Source organism: Marinobacter sp. M3C (assembly GCF_023311895.1).
In the GTDB taxonomy this organism is placed as follows: domain Bacteria; phylum Pseudomonadota; class Gammaproteobacteria; order Pseudomonadales; family Oleiphilaceae; genus Marinobacter.
In genome coordinates this window covers 110,316-132,357 of record NZ_CP092285.1, presented here as the reverse complement: position 1 = coordinate 132,357, position 22,042 = coordinate 110,316, and the positions used below count along the sequence as shown (strand labels likewise).

Here is a 22,042-nt window from a genome sequence, read left to right as displayed (position 1 = left end):
TGACGACCCATACGCCCAAAAGGTGTTCTCTGCCTTATTGAAAGATGCCATAAAAAAAGCCGAGTCCCTGTTCGACTACAAGGCCCAGTTCAAACTGTTCAGTGAGCTGGAAACCCTGGTCGATGACCGGGATGTACCGGACTTGCCCACGGAGTCCTTCCAGGGAAACAAACATGCTCAGGCTTACTACGGCGCGTTTAAGCTGGTATTGGGTGCGGGTTTCACCACACTGGAAGCTGACAAAGGTGAGCAATTAATCGCCGAGGCCTTCGAGATTGACCAGGTGGTGAACCGGGCCGTGGCCGAGAACTCCCTGAACCCGGTGGGCATCGAGCAGGACGTTCGCAAGAACCTGTTGCCCAGGCTGTTTTCCCTCGTTGGGCTGGATAAAGCCAAAGAGGTATTGGATGAAGTGGTTCAGATCATTCGCAACGGGGTCGCCAACCGATGACCGCTGTTATGCCGAGCCCAACAGAGACACCACAAAAGTATGTTATTCGGTATGGGGATCGGGAGTTTCAGTATCGCCTGACGTATCGGGCCGACAGCAAGAAGGCAGCCATCAGGGTACATGTGCATCCCAATGGTAATGTTGAGGTCGAGGCACCGAGATACGCATCACTGCCGGAGATCAAAGCCGCGGTGCAGCGCCGGGCTCGCTGGGTCTTAAAGCACCTGGATGACATCGAGGAGCGCACCCGCCATGTCCAACCGCGACAATGGGTGAGCGGTGAAAGCCTGCTTTACCTTGGCAGGCGGTACGTGCTGAAGGTGATCAACGATCCAGAACAGCGCAAAGTGACTTGTAAGCTCATTGGAGGCCAACTGCGAGTACAAGGCAAGGAACTGGAGTCCAGAACGGACACAGAAGGCTGTCCGAGATTGGTATAGAGAAAAAGCCCGGGAAGTGTTTCAACGTCGGCTTGACCTGATGGTAGAGAAACTACCCTGGACAAAAACAACACCGAATTGGCGCATCATGGATATGCAAACCCAATGGGGCAGTTGCTCACCAGAAGGCGCTGTGCTGCTCAACCCCCACCTCGTCAAGGCCCCCACCAAGGCCATTGATTACGTGATTCTGCACGAACTGTGTCATCTGGAGGAGCACAATCACAGCCCGCGATTTTACGGGCTGCTGGATCGGTTTATGCCGGAGTGGCGAGTAGTAGTGAAAGCGCGGCTTGATAGCATAGCCGCGCAGTTTTTAGTTCATGCAGAAACACTATCCTAGTCAGGATAGCAATATCCATTTTCCGGGTAAGGTGATGCAGAGTAAGGTGGGCAACGATCACCAAACCATCTTAATTTCTGGCAAACATACTCTCCACATCTAAAGATGGGGGATTCCTACAGCTAGACGGTCATGTTCCGGATCTCTATAAGGACGCTTTGGTGAGGTGAGCTCAGCCAAGGATCAGGTCGGCCAAGGGTGTTGTCATTCGGTGTGCCAGGCAGTGCATCAGCGATTCCCTTGAGGGTTGATCAGTCGGTTGGCCAGAGAAGCAGAGCCGCGGTTGTCCAGATCGGCGTTCGGGTTGTCCGTGCCAAGGTCAGGGTAGCCACTCAGCGGCTTTCCACCGGCAAGCTGTTTGCGCTCGTTGAAGTCGGCCAAAGGGTCACGGACTTTCTTAACGGCGTTGAGGGTGGCCCGGGCAAGCGGGATGTCGGTTAGCCGTTCGCAATGTATGTCGCCCTGTGCATACCAACGCAGGTTGTTCGTGGTCGTGTGACCCAAGGCGGCTGAAACGGCTTCCGGGCTGCACTTGTCTCGACGCGACTCCACGGTGAACACCTTTCTGGCCGTCCTCATATCGATGTGCTCGATCAGCTCAAATGCTTCCGGGCTGTCCGCCACTCTCAACATGGCTTGCCGCATTCCAGCAACCAGTTGACCTAAATGGCCGTTGGTCATGCTGGCGGTCATTTCAATGCAAGCCTCAATCATGCCAAGGGCGCCCCGATCAAAACCTTCCAGTATCAGGTACCGAGGCTCGGGATCGACTTTCCGAGTCTTTGCGGTCTGGATGACCAGAATGGGGTGGGCCGCCGTTTCCCCGGGAAGTACCGGTGGGTTGTCCGAAATCAAACGAGCGGTTGTCCACTCGGATGTCCGGATGCCTACCATGAGGGTTGCCCCGAACAGCATCAGGCCCCGGCGTTGGGTAATCGGAATATCGGGATTGCCGGCTTGCTTGGCCATGCGGGCTAAGAAATCCGTATCGATCAGATGGGATAGCCCGAAATTGATCTGCTTGTCTGGCACGTTGTTTCGGGCGTCAAAGTGGAGGCGTTCCATCTCGCCTAGCAGGGTGGTCGTGTTCAGCCCTTTCTCGGCAGCCGAACGGATCTTCCGGATTTCCAGACGCTTACCTTTTGGGCTGGCCTGGGAGTTCTTTTGGTGAGCCTCAAGCCAGACAGCGAAGTCTTTCTGGACGGCCTCGTGGTACATGAGGTTATCGAAGAACCGCTCTTTGATGTAGGTCTCCATGAGGCTTCGTGACCGGGTGTCCAGAGTGCCAGGCGGGAAGGTTGGGTGGTTGGCATCTAGGTTTATCAGGATTTGCATGACGTTTTCTCTGGTGTTTGAGCGTGCTGTTCGTGATGACTGGCTGGCGGTCAATCTCCTTGCTTCGAGGCGTTCTCAGTCCCCGCTATCTTGATTAGTCTTTACCCCTAATACTTTATAGACGTACTACAGGTTTTTAATACATTTTTACTACTTAAGATCTAGTGACCGGATCAGTGTTGTTGATATCGTATAGATTACCATAGACTAATAGTATCAGTGCAGTTTTGAGGTCTCAATGCGCTCACATTTTAGATTGAATCTGCCATCAAAATTCAGTTCGCTACCTGGTAGTTTCGCTGAAAAAGAAGCACCGAATGACACGAAAGCTGGCAACAATGCCTGTTGAATCGGCAACAACTGCGGTTGGAGTGTTATTGAATCGGCAACAACTGCGGTTGGAGTGTTGTTGAATCGGCAACAATGCCTGTTGAATCGGCAACAACTGCGGTTGGAGTGTTGTTGAATCGGCAACAATGCCTGTTGAATCGGCAACAACTGCGGTTGGAGTGTTGTTGAATCGGCAACAATGCCTGTTGAACCGGCAACAACTGCGGTTGGAGTGTTGTTGAATCGGCAACAATGCCTGTTAAACCGGCAACAACTGCGGTTGGAGTGTTTTTAAAGCGGTATTTTGAGGCGTTACCACCCAGTTTCATTACGTGTTTTGCGGGTGCGGTAGTCGTAACTCTTTGTGCGGGCTCAACAAATCAGCCGGGGCTCTGCTGCGAACCCTTTGGCCGTAAACATTGGTGTACTTTTAGCCGCCTCAGAGCAGAGTGCAATCTTCTCTATGGTAGTATGACCTACATTAATCAATTAACTCGTTCGATGAATGTGGACAATGAAAACAGGCGCAAAAACTCTTCTGGCAGTCGCTGCGGCCGGATTTTTGTTGCAGGGCTGTGCAACCCCACAGCAGGTCAATTTAGACGTTGATCCGGCAATCGTTAAGCTCTCTGAGGCTGCAAACGAGATCAGCAATTCCTATCGCACGTTGAGTTACGCTGAGTCCGCTCGCGTGGCTGCATCTGGCATGGGTAGCGAACTGGATTACGATCTGAACGACTTCCCGGTTGTCTGGCATAAAGAGACTGTCTTGAAAGAGGACTTCTACGGAGAGCTGCAGCCTTTCTTGCGTGGCTTGTCTGGTTGGATATGACGAGCCACAGATCTTGGGTAATGCGCCGGTCATTCCCGTTACCGTTTCTGTGAATCGCGCGACGAAGCCTTTAGCCGAGTTCCTGGTTGACGCTTCGTATCAGGCTGGCGGTCGCGCATTGGTTGTTCTCGATGTGGATCATAATCGCATCCAGATCACATATCCGCAGTGAGGGTGACGTGATGGATGCTGTTGATTTAGATGTATGGATCAATGCTCAGAACCCCCCGGTTCTGAATGAGATTCGTCAACTTGACTCGCCGAGCTGAGAGGCTCATTATCTGTTCCATTACTCACCCCAAAATTACAGACGGTAGTTTGATTTTAGGTGAGTCAACGGCATTCAGTTAGTTAGTTTATTAATGAGTCAATGCGTGGAATTTTGTCGGCCCAATTAGCCTGCCCCTTCCATCGCAAGTTCAAACCATTCCAATATTTCCCTTTCAGTGCTGACCAGTGATGCGTTAGAACTAGGGGAGTCCGCCAATTTTAACGAGCGGATTTTCTCTGCAGCTTGCGTAGCATCAATCAAGTCCCTCTGTTCTTGAAATACAGACCGAAGAGCTTCCACAGGCACGCTAGAGCCCTCAATGTCGTTTATTTGCCGTCGTAAGCGTTTAAACTGAGACGGCTCCGGCGGGGAGTTCAAAACCCGTTCGCGATCCACCTCCCTGATACCGTTCTCTTGCGCCCAATGATCGACGGCCAACTCCCACGCCTTGGTGAAAGGATGGTGTCGGAAGAAAAAACGCTTCTGAGGTTTACCAGGGCGTGAAACAGAAAAGCAGGGCTCCCACTTTCCACCGTGCCAACGGGCGAACATGGCGGTGATACCGTGAACGCCCAACCCACGCTCGGGTTTGGTTGTCGGGTTAGTCATCGTGACAAACCGTTGATACTGGTGCTCCAGGCTCTCAACAGCCCAACAGGCATCCTGATGTTCAGCCCGCAATTTCTGATACCGGAAGTACACATCACTGTCGGACTGGGATTTAGCCGCAGATGTCGAGAAATAACACTGACGGTAATCTTTTCCGTGATTCCAAGACCGAACAGCACGAAATCCAACAAAGCCGCTTGGGTGATCACCACTGCCATAATAAGTCACACTCAACGATCAAATCCTCGCGAACGATTGCCAAGGGCCGATTGAGCCAAAGATTTGCGTTGTGATGACAACTTTTGCACCTTGCTCTTTCACATAACCCCCATCAGTTTACAGTTAACAGTGAAACCAGAAAGCACTTGGCCACTACAATTTGGAATTTATGAGTGACTGTACAGTGCGGCAGCGCCGCGTAGCGCAGCCAAAAGAAAGGCTTCGTCCACACCGGACACCTGTTTCTTCAGCTGTGCCAGGGCCAGCGCACTCAGCTGAAACGACTGAGCCATCGGTATGGGCAGTGCATAAGCAGTACCTTGTCCTTGAGTGGCAGACACAAACAGTTTGTTCGGTTGTCGCTCAATCACGATGCCTTTGGTGGGCCGCTTGAAATGAACCTTTGGAAGCAAACCGAGGCACAGAGCAGCAAATAAAGGCAGTTCTGTTTCGCCCAGCTGCAACGTAATTTTCTTGTCCCATTGAACGTGTTCGCCCTGTCTTTGAGCGACATCCAGGTTCAACGCGGCAATCGGCGACTGTCCATCGCGGGTTATAGAGGTCGCCTCCGCCGTCAGTGCAGCGCGTGCGCCGTAACAACGTACTTTCGCTTGAAGGGCAGGGTGATCAACGGTCATGGTGGACGTACCGGTATAAAGCCAGGACTTCAATCAGCGGGTCTTTTTCCATAATCGACTCGCGGGGAAGCCGTGCAGGTTGGGAGTCTGACCACACCGGATTGGGTCGCCAAACCAGTCTGGGCAGCGTTTTTTGTTGAGCAATGACCACGCCGGACAAGGGGCAGCTGTTACGAATCAGCTCGCCGTCTTCTCGATACGCATAATTCGCCCGCATCTGATTCGGTAGTGGTACACGACGGGCCAGTATTTCGTCCGGTGAGCATCTTTTGTGGAGAATATCGATGGCCATGTCTGCGAGCATTTCGTCACGATCCCGCAAGCCTTCAGCCAGCTTCACGGCGCCATCAAAACTGAGCTTTTGAATTCGCGCATGACTGGTTGCCCATGTCCACGCAAACACTTCTAGATTAGGTGGCATTATCCGAATGTGTCGATAACATTCCCGAAGGTGCAAGGTTTGAATACCTGCGCTTTTCATCGCTTTCTTCAGATATTTATCCCGTGACACAGACGGCTGACCAGAGGCGAGGGCGCGTATTTCCATCACGGTATCTTTGAAGTCTGATTTGGCTTTATTCATAGCGTCCACGGCAGACACAACGGCCTTTGAAGCGCAGATCAACCCAGCGCCGAACTCTCGATCCAAAGCGTCATCAATGGTCAACCCCGTGGATTCGGTGACCGCTTGCTGCCGCGCAGCCAAAGACCGTCGTTGAGTATCATCGGTATCGAAAGTTGGCACAAACACCTCGTAACCCGCGTGATGATCGGCATCGGAGATGTCCCGCCACGCAAGGGATCGTTCCAGCAACGCCTGGTAAGCCTCAGAGAGCTTGCCGATCAGCTCACCAGGCACAAAAACATCGTTGTCATCCGTGTGGTTCATGCAGGCGGCCCTCTTATTTGGCGTCCATCACGGTGGCTTAATCGTGTGATTTTTCTTTTAATATCTGACATATCATATCAGATAATTATCAACCGTTCTTTTCAGGCCGAGATAGCTGAGAGCGAAAAAGGCGATCTCGCCGACGCTGTTCGATTAGTGTTATCGCTGGGCATATATTTGTCGTTAGAGAATGTCCAGCCTGCATCATCACAACAAACCAGAATCGGTTTGTCCAAGCTGGATCGTGGAGTCCACTACGATCTGAAGGTGCTCATCGCACCCCCAAGTCTCTGCAAGACCGGGCTGTACACGTTGTTCGCTCCCACGTTCGCCGCCTGGTAGCCGAGCGCTACTATCGTGGCCGCTGGTCAGCATGGCCACAGGGCACCCGATACTCATTGGTTCCAGCCCATGTGCGTGGAAGTTAATCGTGAACACTCTATATGAAATATGATTTTTTATACCAGATACGCCTACCACACTAACCACTAAATAGGGTGCAATCCTGCTACATCCCCATTCGCCGCTTAATCGCACCTGTTTTTTCCTAGCATAACTTTTCATAACCTCGAATAACCTGCGCACGATAACGCTGTACGAAAGCGCCTAAAAAAGGCGGTCTACACTTTTGCCTGAATGGAACTCGGTGGCGCGGTCCGGGAGGTTGCGGGCCTATAAAGCGTATCTGGTATAGTAGTCCAGATTTTAAGTGTCCTTTACGGCCCTTGATAGTCAGCTGACTTTTAGAATAGACCGCGTTTGATGCTGTTTGATTCGCAGCACATCGCAAACCAACGCTTTTACGTTGGAGGGATCGCCGTGCTTGAACACAACTTGTGCGTTTTTTCTGGTAATATCTGTGCGCACTTTTTGAGGAATCCCCCGGATCGTCAGTAAAAACAATTTTCGGTACGCCCTTGACATGCTCACCTGTGGCCAGCCATTCGAGAAACGCCAAACCATCAAGCCGGGGCAGGTAAAAATCCATGAGCAGAACATCAAAACGCTGCTCTTCGATCAAGTCCATGATCGTGACAGGGTTATTGCTGGTCACAAGCTCGATGTGAGCACAACTCAAGACGTTTGGTTGCAGCACTTGTCGCAGATGTCCCAGATAGATCTCGTTATCGTCCATCACCAGAATCCGGAAACTCACTAGCGCAGTTGCGCCCGTATTGGACGACACAGGCACATTTCGGTCAGAAAAAATCGGGTTGTGGTTTATTGGCTCGGAGTGCTCAGTGTAAGTTTCCATCGGGCTGGCCAGTTTGACGGACGACTCTTACAAGGAATGACATGAGCAAACGCGGCCTTTTAAGACCAGAAACCCGATACCTTCTGTACTTTGCCGGTTTTTGGGTTGTGTTGCTCATCGTTACGACTTATTTGTTCAATCATTGGGATTCCCGCAAGACCAACCAGCTTCTGGTCAGTCACATGCGCGGCAGCGCTACTGAAATTGAACTTCAGGCCAACCGCCAGGGCCATTATCTGGCCATCGGTACCATCAACAACCAAAACGTCACCTTCATTTTGGATACCGGTGCCACAACCGTGGCAGTTTCAGAATCCTTCGCCCAACAAGCAGGTCTTAGCCGGACTCGGCAAAGCCTGGGACACCACCATTGGTGAATTACGTTTGGGCAATTTCACGTTCAATAATGTCCCCGGCACCATCATGCCTGATATGAACTCTGACACAGTGTTGCTGGGTATGAGTGTGCTGGGACAGCTTGATTTCTCTAAAAAATCGGGCGTTTTAACCCTGAGTCTGAAAACACGTTGAACTGGAAAAGCGCCCCGATTAAAGAGGCTCGATTATTGACGTTCCGCCATCCAATGAGTTGTGACCGGAACGATCATTCTCCATTCGATCCATCAAACGATTCGGTAGCGAGCCTTTTTCGTCTACATAACGTTTTGCTGAACGAAGGTCTGACCATCCTACCCAGTCCATCAGTTCGTTCAAACTGGCGCCGCTGTCTATGGCCCAATTCGCAATGCCACGGCGCAGTGAGTGGCTGCTGTATTCTTCAACACCCACACCTGAATCTTCTAGCAACCGCTTGAGCAACTTGTTGATTGAATTCGCGTGCAAAGGTTCTGACCAGACCGCGCCCCATCGGTCGATTTTGCTGAACAGATAATCGTCATTTTCTTCCCTGGACTTCACATCTACACCATTGCTTCTATCTTCAAGCCATTCGCGGATCGCGTGCATTGGGCACAAATTGGTTAATTCCTCCATCCCCACACTTCGGCCCCTCGCTTGCCTGTCTCCCTTGGACTTAGGAATGTAAAGATCCAGCCGGGGCGGACGGGCATCCCAATTCATGCTTACATCGCGAACTTTAATACTGACCAGCTCGGATGATCGCAGACCAAACCAAAATGCTGTCAGCACCATAGCGATATCTCTGGAATATCGGACCCACCGCTTATCGCTTTTTTCCCGCAGCGATTCGCGTCGGATATTTAAAGCGCTGACCAGGCGATTGAGAATTGTCACAGGCATGGCCTTGGCTTGCTTGCGCGCGCTGTTATGAGTCGCCCTGATCCCCCGCATGGTCTGTGAGACAAGATCCGAATTGTTCGGATTCGTGCCATATTCTCGTTCGTGCCACTTCCCAATCAGGCTTCTGCGTTGTTCCAGTGTCGAGATTTTTAACTCGCCGGCAAAGTGTGACAAGTACAGCGCCATGTCCCTATCCGTACAGGGCAAGGGTCCACGATAGACTTTTCTATAATGCTTCACCGCTTTCACCGTCGCCAGCTTGGTGTTTTCACTGACGGCAGCTTTTAGGTATTGGTCCAGCTTCTCACTGGCGTTGTCGCGGTAACCGATCAAATCGGCTTCGGCGATAACTTCGTTAATTTGGTGATGAAGGTCTTTGTCAGTCATGACTGGTTAGCCGCATCCACAAGTATTTCCTGAGTAACCGCTTCGATTTGCATAGGCCTCAGCAGATAAGCGGGATCAGCTACCTTCTGCACACCCACCGGGCCATTGAAATGCGTGCGATCGATCAACACAACGTAATGTTGGCGGCTTTCTGATGGCGGTGTTTGTTTCTGACCAGGTAACACCAAAGTTTCAGTTCCGGCCAACGCATGTAACACCAGATCAGCGGTTTGGCTCACATGCACTTCGTCAAACGTCATGGACGGATCGGCAACGACATCAAATGAACGTACCAAGTGCTCCCACACTTCAAGCCCGGTTTGCAGCTGCGCCAAATCTAAGCGCTTGCACGAAAAAACCAGAACCGTTTCGTTGGCACAGTCGCATAAGTAAACGGTCACTTCCGAATGAGCGTTCCAGAACTTTGCGGCCGATACCCAGCTTGCTGCCATCACTGCATCCATCGTGGACATTAGAGCGGTCTTGGTTTGTCGATACTGGGCCAGATCCGTTATGTCGTTGGTTTTCACTTTTTCAAACGCTCCTGGCAGCCAAAGACACCACATTCGCTTTGAAATCCCAGTGGCCGTAATACGTTCTTGCATCGCAAAAAATTATCCGTCGTTCGTTATCCGCTAATGGCTTAAACACCGGGCTAGGCGTCAGGGTCTTTCCGAGACATTCCCAATTTCTACCGGTGATGTCACACAAACGAGCGGCTGTCCAAAGCGTTCGCAACAGTTCATCGGCTTGCGCCAAAGGCATGCTGGTAATCACCAATTCTGGCAGCCCCAATGTTGCGAACCCCACCGTGTAACTCAACTCCGGTTCGTGTCGGATGTGCAGTTGGGATGAGTCGATGCACGCTTGGATCTGACAAGCGTGCTCTTCAAGACCGTTTTTGAATTCGTTAAGTAACATCTGTTTGTTCTCCCGTGCTGGCTGTTACTAACAGCGTATCGTGAGTTTGGGTACCCGCAACCCCTGAAGCGTGAGGTGAGCAGATCAACCGCTAAAGCAAGTATTCCATCAGCATTTCTCGTTGACCTTTTGAGCAAGCAGCAAAGCCTTTGAACAGGCCTCGTTTATGCAAAAGTTCATCGACCACCCTCGCTAAATCTTGGTAAAAAACGCGACGGTGCGTTAGATCGGCAACGCTGTCCTGCAGTTCGGAAACAACGCGATCCGCATCGTTCGTCACGGACGGACAATCCGGTGCATCAAGATCACGAATTGGTACGAATAGGTCGGTAACTATTTCCACCCGGTACTGTGATTTGTTCATTGTTCAGACATCCTTCTATCTGGGATCTTCCGCTAATTCGATCTTTGCTTACCTTTGACGTTACCCATTTGTGGTGAGCTTTTTGGTCTCGGTGATTCCACCAGGGTTTCGACCTAATTCCCCAAAATCGCCAAGGGGCAGCCGCCCTACCCTCAGTATTTTATATCAAGATTCGATAATCAACTATTATCGAATCTTATAAAGTTTCCGTAAATTACTATTTTTATTGTTTCGTGTTTCTTTTCTTTTGTTTCGTAACACAGTTATAATGACGGTCAACAAACCGCATTCAGGTGACAAAATGGCAAGGCCAGCAAGCATTACACAGGAAGACGTACGGGCGGCCGTGACAGCCCTTGAGGAAAACGGCAAGCCCATCAACCCTTATCAGGTCCGGAAGCTCTTGAGCAAAGGCTCGATTGCCAAAATTGCCTACTATTTGAAAGCGTTGGGTGTTGACGTTGTTTATGAAACCGACGACCCGCTGACTTCCAGGCTTGCGCTCTTGTTGCGTCCAGCGGCTCTGGAATTGGAAGAACAAACCGACGAGCGCATTCGTATTGAGACCGAACAGCTCAGAAACGACATCCATGAGAGAGATGTGGCTCTGGCTGACCTGGAAAGCCGTCTTGAAAAAAAACAGTCGCAGCTGAAAATACAAGAAAAAAGATTGAGCCAAGCAACAGTCGACGGTGACTGGCTTAGGTCGGAGAAACAGTTGTTGGAAGTGAAAGTCGCCCGATTGGATGCGGCGCATAAGGGACAGGCAAAACAGTTAGAGGTGCAGTCTGACCAAATCGCATACCTAAAAGAAAAAAACGTCGAAGCTCAGAGCGAATTTCAGTCTACCCTCTCTGAACACCGGAAAGTCGTTCGCACGATACGCGAGGATCACCATAAGGCCATCGACGAACATAAAGCAGCGGTTGCATCCGTTACCGAAAAGCTTCGTGAACTTTCACAGAACAACGATCTCACCGTGTTTGAGAATCACAAACTGCAAACAGAAGTGGCCAAGCTCACTGGCGATCATCGAATCGCAATTCAGAACGCTGAAACCAAGATTGAATTGCTTCAGAATGAACAGTGCAGACTTGGCGAAGAAAACCAAAAACTTTCAGCTCAGTGCAGCGCCTTAATGCAAGAAAAAGACGCCCAGGCCCAAAAGTGTCAAGTCGAGTTTCAGGCATTGGAGCGGGAGCTGGTCGCGGTAGTATCAGACCGCAGGCGGCTTTTATCCGACAACGCAAAACTGACATCAGACCTTGATTTTTTGAGGGCCCTAATCAGTAAATTTGAAATACCGCTCGCAGCGAAAGAGAATCCGGACAGTTAATCGAGTTGTTTTAACTGATCACGAATAATTGCCCGGATATAGTGGTTTGGGCACGTTGTCTGGTAAGGATCGGTAAAATCCTGAACGAATTGGTTGGCAACGTCACTGATCGATTTCAGTTGTTCAGTTGTTCAGTTGTGAGGTCGTACAGCGATCCCTCGCATTCTTCTGTTAACAGCGCCATGATGACGAAGGCGGTTTTTTCGCGCTTTACCTTAGCGTCTGTGTCCAGATCAGCCAGTTCATCTTTGGGTATCATCGTTATAAATGGGTAAAAACCACCGACTTTCCACCACGTTTTGATGTGAACCAAATCAAAATGAAAGGGATATTGTTTCTGTAATGCGTCGATAATGAGGTCAATCGCCTCATTGTGGGGGCATTTTTGTCGAACCACCCTCTGCCTTGTCAACGCCCGCCCCTCCGGACTCATTAAAGGTGCCGTTAGCCAGCGTCGAATGTCAATCGGACGAGAATACAGCTACCTGCTGCTCTCCAGCGCAATACTTTGCATAACGAGTAGATGTACATAAGGCGGTCCCCTATCGCCGCTGCTGGCCAACGTGCTGCTGGATGAAGTGGATCGGGAGCTGGAACGCCGAGGGCACTGTTTTGCCCGATACGCCGATGACTGCAACGTTTACGTGCGCAGCCAGAAGGCGGGAGAGCGGGTGATGCGACTGCTGAGGCGCTGCTACGACACACTGCATTTGAAGATTAACGAATCCAAGAGTGCAGTGACGAGCGTGTTTGGGCGCAAGTTCCTTGGCTATGCTTTATGGCAGGGTCCGAACGGCGAAGTCCGCCGTGCGGTCTCAGCGAAGGCATTGCAAGCGTTCAAGCTGCGGATCCGGCAACTGACTCGACGTTCGGGAGGGCGCAGCATGGAACAAGTGGTGGAGAAGCTTCGACGCTATCTGCTGGGCTGGAAAGGTTACTTCAAGCTGTCGCAAACTCCACGCATCTGGCGCTCGCTGGATGGATGGATACGTCGGCGCTTGAGGGCTATGCAGCTTAAGCAGTGGCGACGAGGTAAGACGATCTATCGGGAGCTGATGCGCCTGGGCGCAAATCCCTGGGTGGCACAATCGGTAGCGGCTCTGAGCCGGCGCTGGTGGCACAATAGCTTGTCTGCTATCCACAACGTGTTGACGGTTGCCTATTTCGATCGGCTGGGTGTGCCAAGACTCTCATGACCTCAACTTCTCGAACCGCCCGGTGCGGACCCGCATGCCGGGTGGTGTGGGAGGGGTGGAGCCTCATGGCTCCCCCCTATCCCGATGAGCAGTACGGCACGGAATCGCAATGCCAGACCGCCCTCCTCCAACATCGCTGGCCCAAGGGGTTCGTGTGCCCCGACTGTGGCAATGCCACCGGCTGCCGGCTGTCCCGGGGGCTCTACCAGTGTCACCGCTGCCACCATCAAACCTCGCTGACCGCCGGCACCATCTTTCATGCGACACACTTGCCGTTGACCACCTGGTTCCTGGCCATTTACCTGCTGACCCAGCGCAAGAGTGGTATCTCGGCACTACAACTGTCCCGGGAGCTTGGCGTCGCCTACAACACGGCCTGGAAGCTTAAACACAAGCTGCTGCAGGTCATGCACGGGCGCAACCAGGGAGAGAAGCTCTCCGGGCGCATCGAGATCGATGACGCCTACCTGGGCGATGAACGGCCGGGAAAGCGCGGTCGCGGCGCTGAGCACACGTTCCCGTTTGTGGCGGCCGTACAAACCGATGAGGCGGGCCATCCGCAGCGTGTCCAGCTTCGCTGTGTGAGCGGCTTTAGCCTTGTCGAGATACGTCGCTACGCTCAGCAGGCCATTATACCTGGCAGCCAGGTCATCAGCGACGGCCTGGGGTGCTTCCGAGCCTTCGATACGTCCACCTACGTACATGAGCGCCATATCACCGGTGGTGGACGTGCCAGCGTGGCGAACCCGGCGTTCAATTGGGTCAACACTGTACTGGGCAACGTCAAGAACGCGATCACCGGGACTTACCATGCCATCCGTGGACAGCATGCACCTCGCTACCTCGCCGAGTTCGAATACCGCTTCAACCGGCGCTACGACCTCAAGGCCATGCTTCCACGATTTCTGACGGTGGCAACCCGGACACCACCGATGCCTTACAGGCTATTGAAGATGGCTGAAGCTTATGCGTAATCAGGAAAAGTTTTGTAATTATTCAGCTCATATCTGCCACGATCATTAAAACTGAGCCTCTTCTGTATCCATAAACGCAGGATTTTTCCCCTGAAAGAGTAACGCCAACGCCTCTGTGGCTGACATCCCCTGCTTACGACACGTCGACAGGTAACTGCGAACCCGGCAAAAGATCTTCGCCCCCTCCATGGATCGAAAACAACCGGATATCTTTTGCTGCACTTTCGTCATGCGCAGGTCGTTCTCACCCTGATTATTGGTGAAAGGGACGTACTCGACATCCATGAAACGCAGGACGTCGTGCTCGAAGTGTCGCAACCTCTCCAGTAAGTTTCGGGCTTTTGATCGTTTTAGCCGGCCTCGTTTTCCTTCCTCTCGCGGGCTCTCATCGGGAGGTGGACATTCGCTATCTGCCTCTTCAAGAAGTCGTCGATAGCGCTGTCGCCACGGGTCAGCGTCAGTGGCTGGCAAGCGGCCACCGGCATCTGCTATCTCCCCCTTTCTGGAGGACTTCTCTCGGTTCGGATCTGAGGAGGGCGGCTTGCTGCTGTTTTGCTATTGAGTGTGGTGCGGTTGAGGAGCATCGCCACCAAAAGGAGCAACACCTCCAGTGCTGCCTTGAGTGAAGGCGACAGATCGCGCTCTTTCTCGAGAAGTTTTTTGACGGATCCGATCGCCGAATCAACGTCAATATTTTCTATCTTCAATGTCTGCCCGCACCTGGATGGCTTTGTGAAGCGTCCATTATCGCACGGGGTTTCAGAGCGACATTTTTGGCTCTGAGGGCCATTCTGAGGCGATTAAAAAACTGAGGCCGTCCCGTGATCGGAATCGGTTAGTAAAGCCCTTCAGCAGACCTTATGCCGTCGGCTATGGCCTGCGTGGTGGCATCGGTACGAATGCCGATAAAGCGGGAAGATTCAAGCAAAAACCCTGTCAAAAACTTTCGAAGTTTTTTTGAGCTGAATAGTTACAAAGTTTTTATGAAGCTCTCACTACCTGCTTATTGGCGGTTTTTTAGCGCTCCCAGCACATTTAGCTTTCGTTACTGCTAAAAAGATCTTTGGCAACTTTCATATTGTGGTAGGAGAGATCTCCGGTTAACGGATCGTTCTTATCCCGTACTACACGTATCCATAGCTCGTCTTTTTTTTCGTGCAGGAACATAGTGAAAATAAAGCCAAAAATAGGTACCTGATTTTTTCTGGCAGAAATATCAAATGCAATGTTTTTTCGCTTAGCGTGGTATCGCAGTATTTCTACCAGCTCTTTTTCAAAACGATCGAATCGACGATTAGGCCACAGCGTGCTGTGAAGCGTCCGTATGGGCTTTGAGTAGACGCGTTCGGGCTCGTTCGTCAGTTCAGTATTTTTACGACCAATAATGCTCGACATGAAGTTGTAGATGCTTTGAGCCAGACCGCTGCTCTCTTCCATAATTTCTTTGTGAGCAACGTAGAGTTTGCGGGTATTTTTGTCCAGTAGACGATAATATAGATGGCTATCAATCGAGACCTTCCAAAGGCGAACTCGTTTCAGCTCCTCCTCACGAAACGGATCGGCGTCATTTTCGGACATAGGGCTTAGAGCCTTTCCGGGCTTACTAACTTTTTCGGTCGTGCTCAAGTGGTGCTGTGATTTCAGATCTTGTATGAATCGAAAATCCATAGCAGTATCATCCAACCCGAACAAATTCATGACATCTTTGGCTTCTGGAGATTCTGGGTTCGAGATATATAAGCGGAAATTAGTATCGGCAAGGCGCCGTAAAGATTGATTAACTAGCTTGCGCGTCGTACTGGAATGAGGACTGGCATAGTTCATTGCCTTCGCCAAATCTACGGTATCTAACAGAAATTCGTTGGGCACAACTTGGGCGCTTGTAAGTGAGAGCACATTATCTTCACCGTCCCATTCCATTGGAATCGGCGTGTATATTCCACTGTCCTGATCAAACGTGACGTTAGGTGCTTTGTTAGATCGTCGGAGAATTTCCGCTTCCCTCCGATTGTGATAGTCATCCAGTTTTGTATCTACGATATGTGCGATACAGGTTACGCAAGCTCGTATGACCCTTTGGTCAGATAAGGCGGCTAACTGGTGATGCGCCGTGGCCATAACTGTCAGGTGTGCACGCTTTACTCGCATTTTTACAACGATCTCATTGTCAGCGATTTTTTCGCGTGTGCTAAAGCGCATAGCTCTATCGAGAACACCTGTAAAAAAACTATCTGAGCGAGATCGAGTTTGCGAAATTTCCTTGACCAACTGTGCATCTGATTGCTTCAGAGCTTTGAGGGTGCCTGTGATATTGGTGCGACGTTGAACGCCTCGTCCATGGGAGGTCTCTTGGAGCAGCGCATGTTCTGTGGTGTAGAAGTTTGGTTCGTGAATGGACTGGAGACGATATAGTTTGGGAGCTTTTCCGCCCGAAATGTTGTCCATATCCATGCTTGCAAATAAACCCAATTTTGCAAGGGAATTCATGCGACGAATAATCGTTGTTCTGTGTGTTGAGCGCTTTTCATTCTTTTTGTTGGTCAAAGCGTTTTTACGCTGTAGAAAATCCTGGTAGTCCTTGTACGTGAAGGAGACGGTTGCTTTGGTTGGACTTCGGCTTAAGGCAAATTCTATCAGAACGGCAATAAAATCTGATTCCTTGGGTGTAAGCTGATTGGGTTTGATTTGGTGCATCTTATTTAGACGCTTATAGGCAACCTCAGCGTTTTTGAGTACCGTACTCGGTATCTCGAAAACGCTGGTGGTGTTTTGCTTTGGAGCAGCAACGCTGTCGTCCATTTCAGGCGGCCGGTGTCATATTGAATTTTTTTAACTACAACATAAGATAAATGGTTTTGCAAGACCCCTTATTTTGCACTTTCGTTGAAAGGGATGAGTTTTTTCTTAAGCAATTGCTTGTTAGCAATTAAAAAGTGGTTGGAAATTCGGCGCTTATCCTGCACATCAATGGTATGGATCGATTTGCTTAATCGTGTGAATGGGCCGTTTTGAGACGCTGATCAGGAGGAAACAGGAAAGATTTTTGGACAAACAATGGTTTTTTTCGGCCCCCGTATATTGCACAGCGCTAATTTTTTACTGGTAAAAGGTTGAGTTAACGCTACTTCTAGGGTCCTCTTCTAGACATCAGGTAGGGTCCTAGTTTGACTTATCCACAGCTGTTTCTAGATATTTCAACAGTTAAGACACTGATAAATCTTATTTTTATTCAGTAATGACACTACTTAAGGGGATAAAAACTTCTTTCTAATCATATTGTTGGAAGGCAAAAAAACAATGTGCAAACCATGTGTGGGCAATGTGCAAACCATTTAGAGCTAATGTGCAAACCACCTACAATGAATGTGCAAACCATTTAGAAGTAATGTGCAAACCATCTTACGTTGATGTGCAAACCATTAGCCGGCGGGTTATTAACAGGGGAAAAATGTTTAAAAACAGGAGCTGCGCCTGCTTGAGCAATGTGCAAACCATCAATCCGACACACGATGTGCAAATCATGAAAAACCTAATTTAACCATCGGCCAGGTACGAAATGCCAACAGCTGCACGGTTAACTATGCGTCGAGATCGAGGTCGTAGTAAAGAATCCCCAGGCTCCAGTTCAAGTCATGAACTCAGTTTTCAACCTGCGATTTGGTTAGATCCGTCTGGACAACTGGTGCCCTAACAACCTTCCAGTCATGGCGTGGCAGGCTTCTCGGAAATATAAAATGACGCCTTTTATGGCTGTGTCTGTTTGCTTGTAGTAGACGGACATCGGGGTTGCGGGATCATCATAGGTTTGTTCTACAAGCTAATTTTCAACGCCGGGGCGTAATAGTGTTAAAAATATACGCGGTGACGGTAAGTGGTGCATCAGAATCTTCGTCTTGAATGAAGTGGAATTTTATAATTACACGGGTTTGCTGATTTTAAAGCCAAAAAAGCTCTTACAAGAGCTGGAAAAAAATGCGGCGGAGAAATTGTTTAGTTTGAAGGGTGCTCATTAGGCTCGGCATTTTCTTAGCAGTCGTTCGTTCAACGGAGGCCCAAATATCTGCTTTCTCTTGCGTCATGAACAGCGGTACACAAAATCCCTGAGTCTGTTTGGAAAGCAACTGTCCGTAGAGATTCCATATTTCACCCGAAAAAACTGTGAAGTAATATCTCCAAACCTTTGAATGATTCTTCATCATCGGGATCGGATTTAATGCATCTAAAAACGCTATTTAGCGCTAAAAGTTATTCGCTAGCATCAACGATACCGCTTGCCATTCGGCATTGCTCGACTCGAACATCAGATCTTTGATGAACCAGTTCCAAGAAAGCGCTTTGCTACTATTTGCGAAAGGCAAATAATAGCAAAGCGCTTTAATAACTAACTGAATTTTATGTAAAAATAAACACTGAAAAAAATTTTTAACCCAACTACTATGTTAAGTTTGACGAGCTGAACCTGTTGAAGGTCGTTTTGTCTGATTGAGTTCAGAAAAGTCAGTGGTTACTATTCATTGTGTCTAGTCGAGCCTACATATCGAGTGGTTCTTTGACTTGCTAGACTTTATTAATATGGATCATATGCAATGTATTGCGTAGAAGCGCTGATTCAAAGAAGTGTTAGATTAATGTTGAGATTTTTGTCCAGCGCAATGCGATAAAAAGAGGTTCTCGATTATTAGCTTTCAGCCATCAGTTGAGTTTTAAATTTGGGGGTATTGACGGCGTTTTCGATACGGACGGGTTTGGTTGTTAGTGTCCACAATAAAACAGGTAAATGCTATTTTGACGACCACGACACTGTATTCAAGATGAAATTCCGGAATGCATACATATTTTAAAATTACATTGATCATTACGGCCGTAATAGGTGATAACGGGGGGTAGTGATTGAGCAGCGTATAGCTATTATCGCCATGAAAAATTAGCTAAGTATTGTGGCGAAGGAACTAAATTTTTTTATTAGGCCCGCGGTGATTTGCAACCCAGTTGTCCAAATAGCCGCGTTTAAGCAGCCTGTTTATTACGCTCAACTTCCTGCAGTTTTCCAGGGTTGAGCGATACGGCTCCGGCGACTTCCCAATTTCGAATGTCACCAGACCAGCGCTTGGGATTCAGACTCTTTGCTCGTTGATAAACCGATTCCCGTTTGGCTAACAACTCTGCATCAACACCTTGGTGCCGTTGTGCGGGCGTCACGAAGTTGATGCCGCTGTGAAGGTGCTCCTCGTTATAGGCCTTCTCGAACAACAGCATCCATTTGTGCACCGCCGTTAGTGATGTAAAGCCTTTATCGGGCCACTTCGGGCAGTACTTCAGCGTCTTGAACAACGACCCTGAGTAAGGGTTATTGTTGCTCACCCTGGGCCTGTAGTGGTAAGCAAATAAAGACTGGGCCTCAAGGTATTACGACCGTAATAGGTGTTGATCTAAGAGGAAAATAGACAGGGACTATGAGATTTCGTTCCGAATAAGAAGGCATTACGAGCGTAATGCCTTCTAGATAGATTGGAAACTGGGTATTTTCTCCAGGTATTACAGTCGTAATACCTGGAGAAAATTAGCCAAGATTTTCTTGAAAAAATGTTTCGAGTGTAGCTATCACCTGTGCTTGAAGCTCTTCTGGTAGAGTTTTGTCGAGAGTTATCTGTAGCTTGCCATTTGCTTTTCGATGCGAAAAAACATTGCGACCACTTGTTGTTTTGTGAGTTTCAGACTTAATTTTTCCAGAGTTCGGGGTTCCCGAGTTAAGCCTAATCAACACACGAAAAACTTTCTTTACATCTTCTTCTGTACTTACAGAGAATGTTGAGCGGCCACCGGCAATATCTTTTGCAATGGTCAGCAGTTCTTCGCCATCCTTATTATTCACTGAAACGAGCTGGCGCCAATCTGTGATGCTTAATTCTCTTGGATCGCCAAGAGCAATAAAGACCTCTTGTGGGAGCGACAATATCGACGTTCGCTGCGAAATATACGGTTGAGACCGTCCTAGTGCACGTCCCAGTTCTGCGTAACTAGGCCAGACTTCTTGTTCGTCAACCCAGTTCCGATACCGCAAAGCGTCTTCAAAAGGCGAGAGATCCTTCCGGTCCTCATTTTCTGTCGTCATCTTTTCAAGCATTTCTCTGTCGCTGAGTTCTTCGACAAGAGCATGAAAAGGAACGCCCGCCTTCAAGCAAGCCTGGTGACGACGATGCCCATAAACAACTTCATACCGGTTGTTGCCAGTAGGTCTGACTTTCCCTGGAATCTCGTTTCTACCCTGCGCCTTTATCTCAGAATACAAACCTCGAAAATCGTCGTCCTCGTAAGCTATATCGATTCTGTTAGCAAAAGGTCCTTGCACAACATTTTTTGGATCTAAGGCTGCGACTACTTCTCCGTCAATTAAAATTACATTTTCGCCAGCTGCTATTAGCCTTTCTTCAAGCTCAGCTACCTTTGCGTCGTGCGCAAGACTCTGCTCAGCAATGCGACTTTCAAGGCCCGATATAATTTTATCATTATTTGTTGTGCCAGATTTGTCTGGAGGTGCAAACGACCTGGTTTTACCTTCCTCTGACTTTGGCTTTTTTAATGAAAAATCTCCTGGCTTTTTGGCAAGCAAGCTCTTTCCGTGAGTACGTTTTTCGGGTGCATTATTATTCGTCATTGTCTGTCTCCGCCTCCCACAACAATTTTAAATCGTCGAATACTTCATCCACTACAGCAGACACAACTGCAACGGCTCGCTTGTATGCTTGTCTGGAACCAATCGGTTTCTCGATTGAGAGCACACTTGAGAGATGACTTGCAGCGTTACCAATTTCCTTACTGTAGTGCATCATGTTTTCCATGACAGCTTCGCCATACAATGTCCGAAGAATAAGCTCCGTTTTCTTGTGCACAGACCCAGCTACGGCCCCTTTTGGATCGCGAGAGATTCCATCCTGGTACTGACTAATCAATATTCTGAAATAATTAAACTCCTTGTCGTGTATCGACGCCAATCCGGCAAGACCATCAGTAAACGCTACAAAAGAGGCCCTATCAAGAAGCTCTGGTTTCAGAGAGGTGATAATGCAGTCGGCACTCAGCAGAGCGTTCATGCTGTTGATACCGAGAGTTGGTGGGCAGTCAATTAAAATCACATCATAGTGTTCTTTAATGTGACTTAGCACGGCAGCAAGCCGATAGTGGGGGCCAATCGGATTGTCATTTTCGTCGGAATTCAGGTATTGAGTGATTAGTTTAAGTTCAAGTTCATTCAGTGCCGAGTTGGCTGGTACTAGATCAACGTTGTGAAAATATGTTCCTCTTACGACTGAACAACTGGGATCAAGTATTCCTTCTGGGTTATTTTCGAGTAGGTCTATAGGCAGATCTTCATCGGTTAACTCGATATCAGGAACAACGCCACCAGCAATCTGCGTCATTGAACTTTGTGCGTCAGCATCCCATAGCAAGACCTTTAAGCCTTTAGTGGCTAGACCGTGCCCCAAGTGAATTGCATTCGTTGTGTTCCCTACACCGCCTTTATATTTAGTCAGTGCAATAATTTTTGCGGAGCTGCCTTTTGGCCTCTGATACAGAGTTCCTGCTTCTTTTGAAATATCCAAAATGCGACCGAGTGTCCACCTGCCATGGCCAGCTTCGTTGCGAGTGACATCGGGATCAGCTTCACGCAACCACGGCGCTGATCGACCGATCAGTTCTGAAGCTTGCAAAGCCCCCCAGGTGCGTTCTGATCTGTGCTCACCGTCGCCTTCTCTTTCATTGATACTGTTACGCACCTGCGTCAGTTCTTCTGAACCTCGGCGATTTAGTTCAACAAAATATGCGTAGGTATCTTCGCCCGGGCCTAGCCATTTGTTTGCACTTTCCATAAAATCTGCCCTTTTCGTTATAATGCAATTTTTCGTAAAAATTGAATATAGCATAAATAAGTAGAAATTCGTCAACCTGTCTTTCTAAGACTCATAGATATTTAAAGAGCGGGGACTTAGCACT

At 49.2% G+C, this 22,042-nt stretch carries 21 protein-coding genes and 4 pseudogenes; 9 read left to right on the top strand and 16 right to left on the bottom strand.

Annotated elements, in window-relative coordinates; genetic code table 11:
- The first annotated feature begins 37 nt into the window (after nucleotides 1-37).
- The 3 genes from MIH18_RS23100 to MIH18_RS23090 are packed head-to-tail and all read left to right on the top strand — an operon-like array spanning nucleotide 38 to nucleotide 1,234.
- Entirely contained in the window at nucleotides 38-451 is a 414-nt protein-coding gene (locus MIH18_RS23100; protein ID WP_249014695.1) for a hypothetical protein, read from the top strand.
- Between the two features lie 8 nt (nucleotides 452-459).
- Nucleotides 460-891 carry a YgjP-like metallopeptidase domain-containing protein gene (locus tag MIH18_RS23095; protein WP_249014694.1) on the top strand — a complete coding sequence of 144 codons (432 nt, stop codon included), beginning with the start codon at nucleotides 460-462 and terminating at the stop codon, nucleotides 889-891.
- Nucleotides 815-1,234: a SprT family zinc-dependent metalloprotease gene (locus MIH18_RS23090; protein WP_249014693.1), complete on the top strand. Its 420-nt coding sequence runs from the start codon at nucleotides 815-817 to the stop codon at nucleotides 1,232-1,234. Before MIH18_RS23095 ends, MIH18_RS23090 begins: the two co-directional genes overlap by 77 nt.
- Nucleotides 1,235-1,462: 228 nt before the next feature.
- Here the strand turns inward: MIH18_RS23090 and MIH18_RS23085 are convergent, their stop codons facing one another.
- Complete coding sequence (locus tag MIH18_RS23085) at nucleotides 1,463-2,569, bottom strand: hypothetical protein (RefSeq protein WP_249014692.1); 1,107 nt, start codon at nucleotides 2,567-2,569, stop codon at nucleotides 1,463-1,465.
- A gap of 374 nt (nucleotides 2,570-2,943) precedes the next feature.
- Nucleotides 2,944-3,228 carry a hypothetical protein gene (locus tag MIH18_RS23080; RefSeq protein WP_249014691.1) on the bottom strand — a complete coding sequence of 95 codons (285 nt, stop codon included), beginning with the start codon at nucleotides 3,226-3,228 and terminating at the stop codon, nucleotides 2,944-2,946.
- A 185-nt stretch (nucleotides 3,229-3,413) separates the two neighbouring features.
- Between MIH18_RS23080 and MIH18_RS23075 the strand changes: the two genes are divergently transcribed.
- Nucleotides 3,414-3,731 carry a hypothetical protein gene (locus tag MIH18_RS23075; protein WP_249014690.1) on the top strand — a complete coding sequence of 106 codons (318 nt, stop codon included), beginning with the start codon at nucleotides 3,414-3,416 and terminating at the stop codon, nucleotides 3,729-3,731.
- Nucleotides 3,709-3,903 carry a DotD/TraH family lipoprotein gene (locus MIH18_RS24080; RefSeq protein ID WP_349293814.1) on the top strand — a complete coding sequence of 65 codons (195 nt, stop codon included), beginning with the start codon at nucleotides 3,709-3,711 and terminating at the stop codon, nucleotides 3,901-3,903. The genes MIH18_RS23075 and MIH18_RS24080 overlap by 23 nt, the downstream gene beginning before the upstream one ends.
- 222 nt (nucleotides 3,904-4,125) lie before the next feature.
- Here the strand turns inward: MIH18_RS24080 and MIH18_RS23065 are convergent, their stop codons facing one another.
- The 4 genes from MIH18_RS23065 to MIH18_RS23050 all read right to left on the bottom strand — a co-directional run bounded on the left by MIH18_RS23065 (nucleotide 4,126) and on the right by MIH18_RS23050 (nucleotide 7,492).
- Entirely contained in the window at nucleotides 4,126-4,845 is a 720-nt protein-coding gene (locus MIH18_RS23065) for a hypothetical protein (protein WP_249014689.1), read from the bottom strand.
- A gap of 152 nt (nucleotides 4,846-4,997) precedes the next feature.
- The gene (locus tag MIH18_RS23060; RefSeq protein WP_249014688.1) at nucleotides 4,998-5,468 is read right to left on the bottom strand and encodes a hypothetical protein; all 471 of its coding nucleotides are present in this window, start codon (nucleotides 5,466-5,468) and stop codon (nucleotides 4,998-5,000) included.
- A complete protein-coding gene (locus tag MIH18_RS23055; protein WP_249014687.1) occupies nucleotides 5,458-6,357 on the bottom strand; it encodes a hypothetical protein in 900 nt (299 codons plus the stop codon). Before MIH18_RS23055 ends, MIH18_RS23060 begins: the two co-directional genes overlap by 11 nt.
- Nucleotides 6,358-6,904: 547 nt before the next feature.
- On the bottom strand, nucleotides 6,905-7,492 hold the full coding sequence (locus tag MIH18_RS23050) for a response regulator (RefSeq protein ID WP_249014686.1): 588 nt from the start codon (nucleotides 7,490-7,492) through the stop codon (nucleotides 6,905-6,907).
- Between the two features lie 161 nt (nucleotides 7,493-7,653).
- Here MIH18_RS23050 and MIH18_RS23045 point away from each other — a divergent pair.
- Nucleotides 7,654-8,143, top strand: a pseudogene (locus MIH18_RS23045) (retroviral-like aspartic protease family protein).
- Nucleotides 8,144-8,161: 18 nt separating this feature from the next.
- On the opposite strand, the gene MIH18_RS23040 reads toward MIH18_RS23045, so the two are convergent.
- The 4 genes from MIH18_RS23040 to MIH18_RS23025 all read right to left on the bottom strand — a co-directional run bounded on the left by MIH18_RS23040 (nucleotide 8,162) and on the right by MIH18_RS23025 (nucleotide 10,544).
- Nucleotides 8,162-9,259, bottom strand: a complete 1,098-nt coding sequence (locus MIH18_RS23040; RefSeq protein WP_249014684.1) for a site-specific integrase — start codon at nucleotides 9,257-9,259, stop codon at nucleotides 8,162-8,164.
- A complete protein-coding gene (locus tag MIH18_RS23035) occupies nucleotides 9,256-9,789 on the bottom strand; it encodes a hypothetical protein (protein WP_249014683.1) in 534 nt (177 codons plus the stop codon). The genes MIH18_RS23040 and MIH18_RS23035 overlap by 4 nt, the downstream gene beginning before the upstream one ends.
- A 4-nt stretch (nucleotides 9,790-9,793) precedes the next feature.
- Complete coding sequence (locus tag MIH18_RS23030) at nucleotides 9,794-10,180, bottom strand: DUF4262 domain-containing protein (RefSeq protein WP_249014682.1); 387 nt, start codon at nucleotides 10,178-10,180, stop codon at nucleotides 9,794-9,796.
- Between the two features lie 91 nt (nucleotides 10,181-10,271).
- Nucleotides 10,272-10,544, bottom strand: coding sequence for a hypothetical protein (locus MIH18_RS23025; protein WP_249014681.1), 273 nt, complete (start codon nucleotides 10,542-10,544; stop codon nucleotides 10,272-10,274).
- A gap of 268 nt (nucleotides 10,545-10,812) precedes the next feature.
- Between MIH18_RS23025 and MIH18_RS23020 the strand changes: the two genes are divergently transcribed.
- Complete coding sequence (locus MIH18_RS23020; protein WP_349293813.1) at nucleotides 10,813-11,880, top strand: DNA-binding protein; 1,068 nt, start codon at nucleotides 10,813-10,815, stop codon at nucleotides 11,878-11,880.
- Nucleotides 11,881-11,995: 115 nt separating this feature from the next.
- Here the strand turns inward: MIH18_RS23020 and MIH18_RS23015 are convergent, their stop codons facing one another.
- Nucleotides 11,996-12,313, bottom strand: a complete 318-nt coding sequence (locus tag MIH18_RS23015) for a hypothetical protein (RefSeq protein WP_249014679.1) — start codon at nucleotides 12,311-12,313, stop codon at nucleotides 11,996-11,998.
- 100 nt (nucleotides 12,314-12,413) lie between these two features.
- On the opposite strand from MIH18_RS23015, the pseudogene MIH18_RS23010 reads away from it, so the two are divergent.
- Together MIH18_RS23010 and MIH18_RS23005 are read left to right on the top strand one after the other, a co-directional pair.
- Nucleotides 12,414-13,076 (top strand): annotated as a pseudogene (locus MIH18_RS23010) (group II intron maturase-specific domain-containing protein); the annotation flags it as partial.
- 65 nt (nucleotides 13,077-13,141) lie between these two features.
- Nucleotides 13,142-14,050, top strand: coding sequence for an IS1595 family transposase (locus MIH18_RS23005; RefSeq protein WP_249014678.1), 909 nt, complete (start codon nucleotides 13,142-13,144; stop codon nucleotides 14,048-14,050).
- Nucleotides 14,051-14,095: 45 nt separating this feature from the next.
- Here MIH18_RS23005 and MIH18_RS23000 read toward each other — a convergent pair.
- The 5 genes and pseudogenes from MIH18_RS23000 to MIH18_RS22980 all read right to left on the bottom strand — a co-directional run bounded on the left by MIH18_RS23000 (nucleotide 14,096) and on the right by MIH18_RS22980 (nucleotide 21,918).
- Nucleotides 14,096-14,757 (bottom strand): annotated as a pseudogene (locus tag MIH18_RS23000) (transposase).
- Between the two features lie 328 nt (nucleotides 14,758-15,085).
- Entirely contained in the window at nucleotides 15,086-16,849 is a 1,764-nt protein-coding gene (locus MIH18_RS22995; protein ID WP_249014677.1) for a hypothetical protein, read from the bottom strand.
- A gap of 2,208 nt (nucleotides 16,850-19,057) precedes the next feature.
- A pseudogene (locus MIH18_RS22990) lies at nucleotides 19,058-19,420 on the bottom strand (IS3 family transposase); the annotation flags it as partial.
- Nucleotides 19,421-19,610: 190 nt separating this feature from the next.
- Nucleotides 19,611-20,705: a ParB/RepB/Spo0J family partition protein gene (locus tag MIH18_RS22985; protein WP_249014676.1), complete on the bottom strand. Its 1,095-nt coding sequence runs from the start codon at nucleotides 20,703-20,705 to the stop codon at nucleotides 19,611-19,613.
- Entirely contained in the window at nucleotides 20,695-21,918 is a 1,224-nt protein-coding gene (locus tag MIH18_RS22980) for an AAA family ATPase (RefSeq protein WP_249014675.1), read from the bottom strand. Before MIH18_RS22980 ends, MIH18_RS22985 begins: the two co-directional genes overlap by 11 nt.
- Nucleotides 21,919-22,042: the final 124 nt, after the last annotated feature.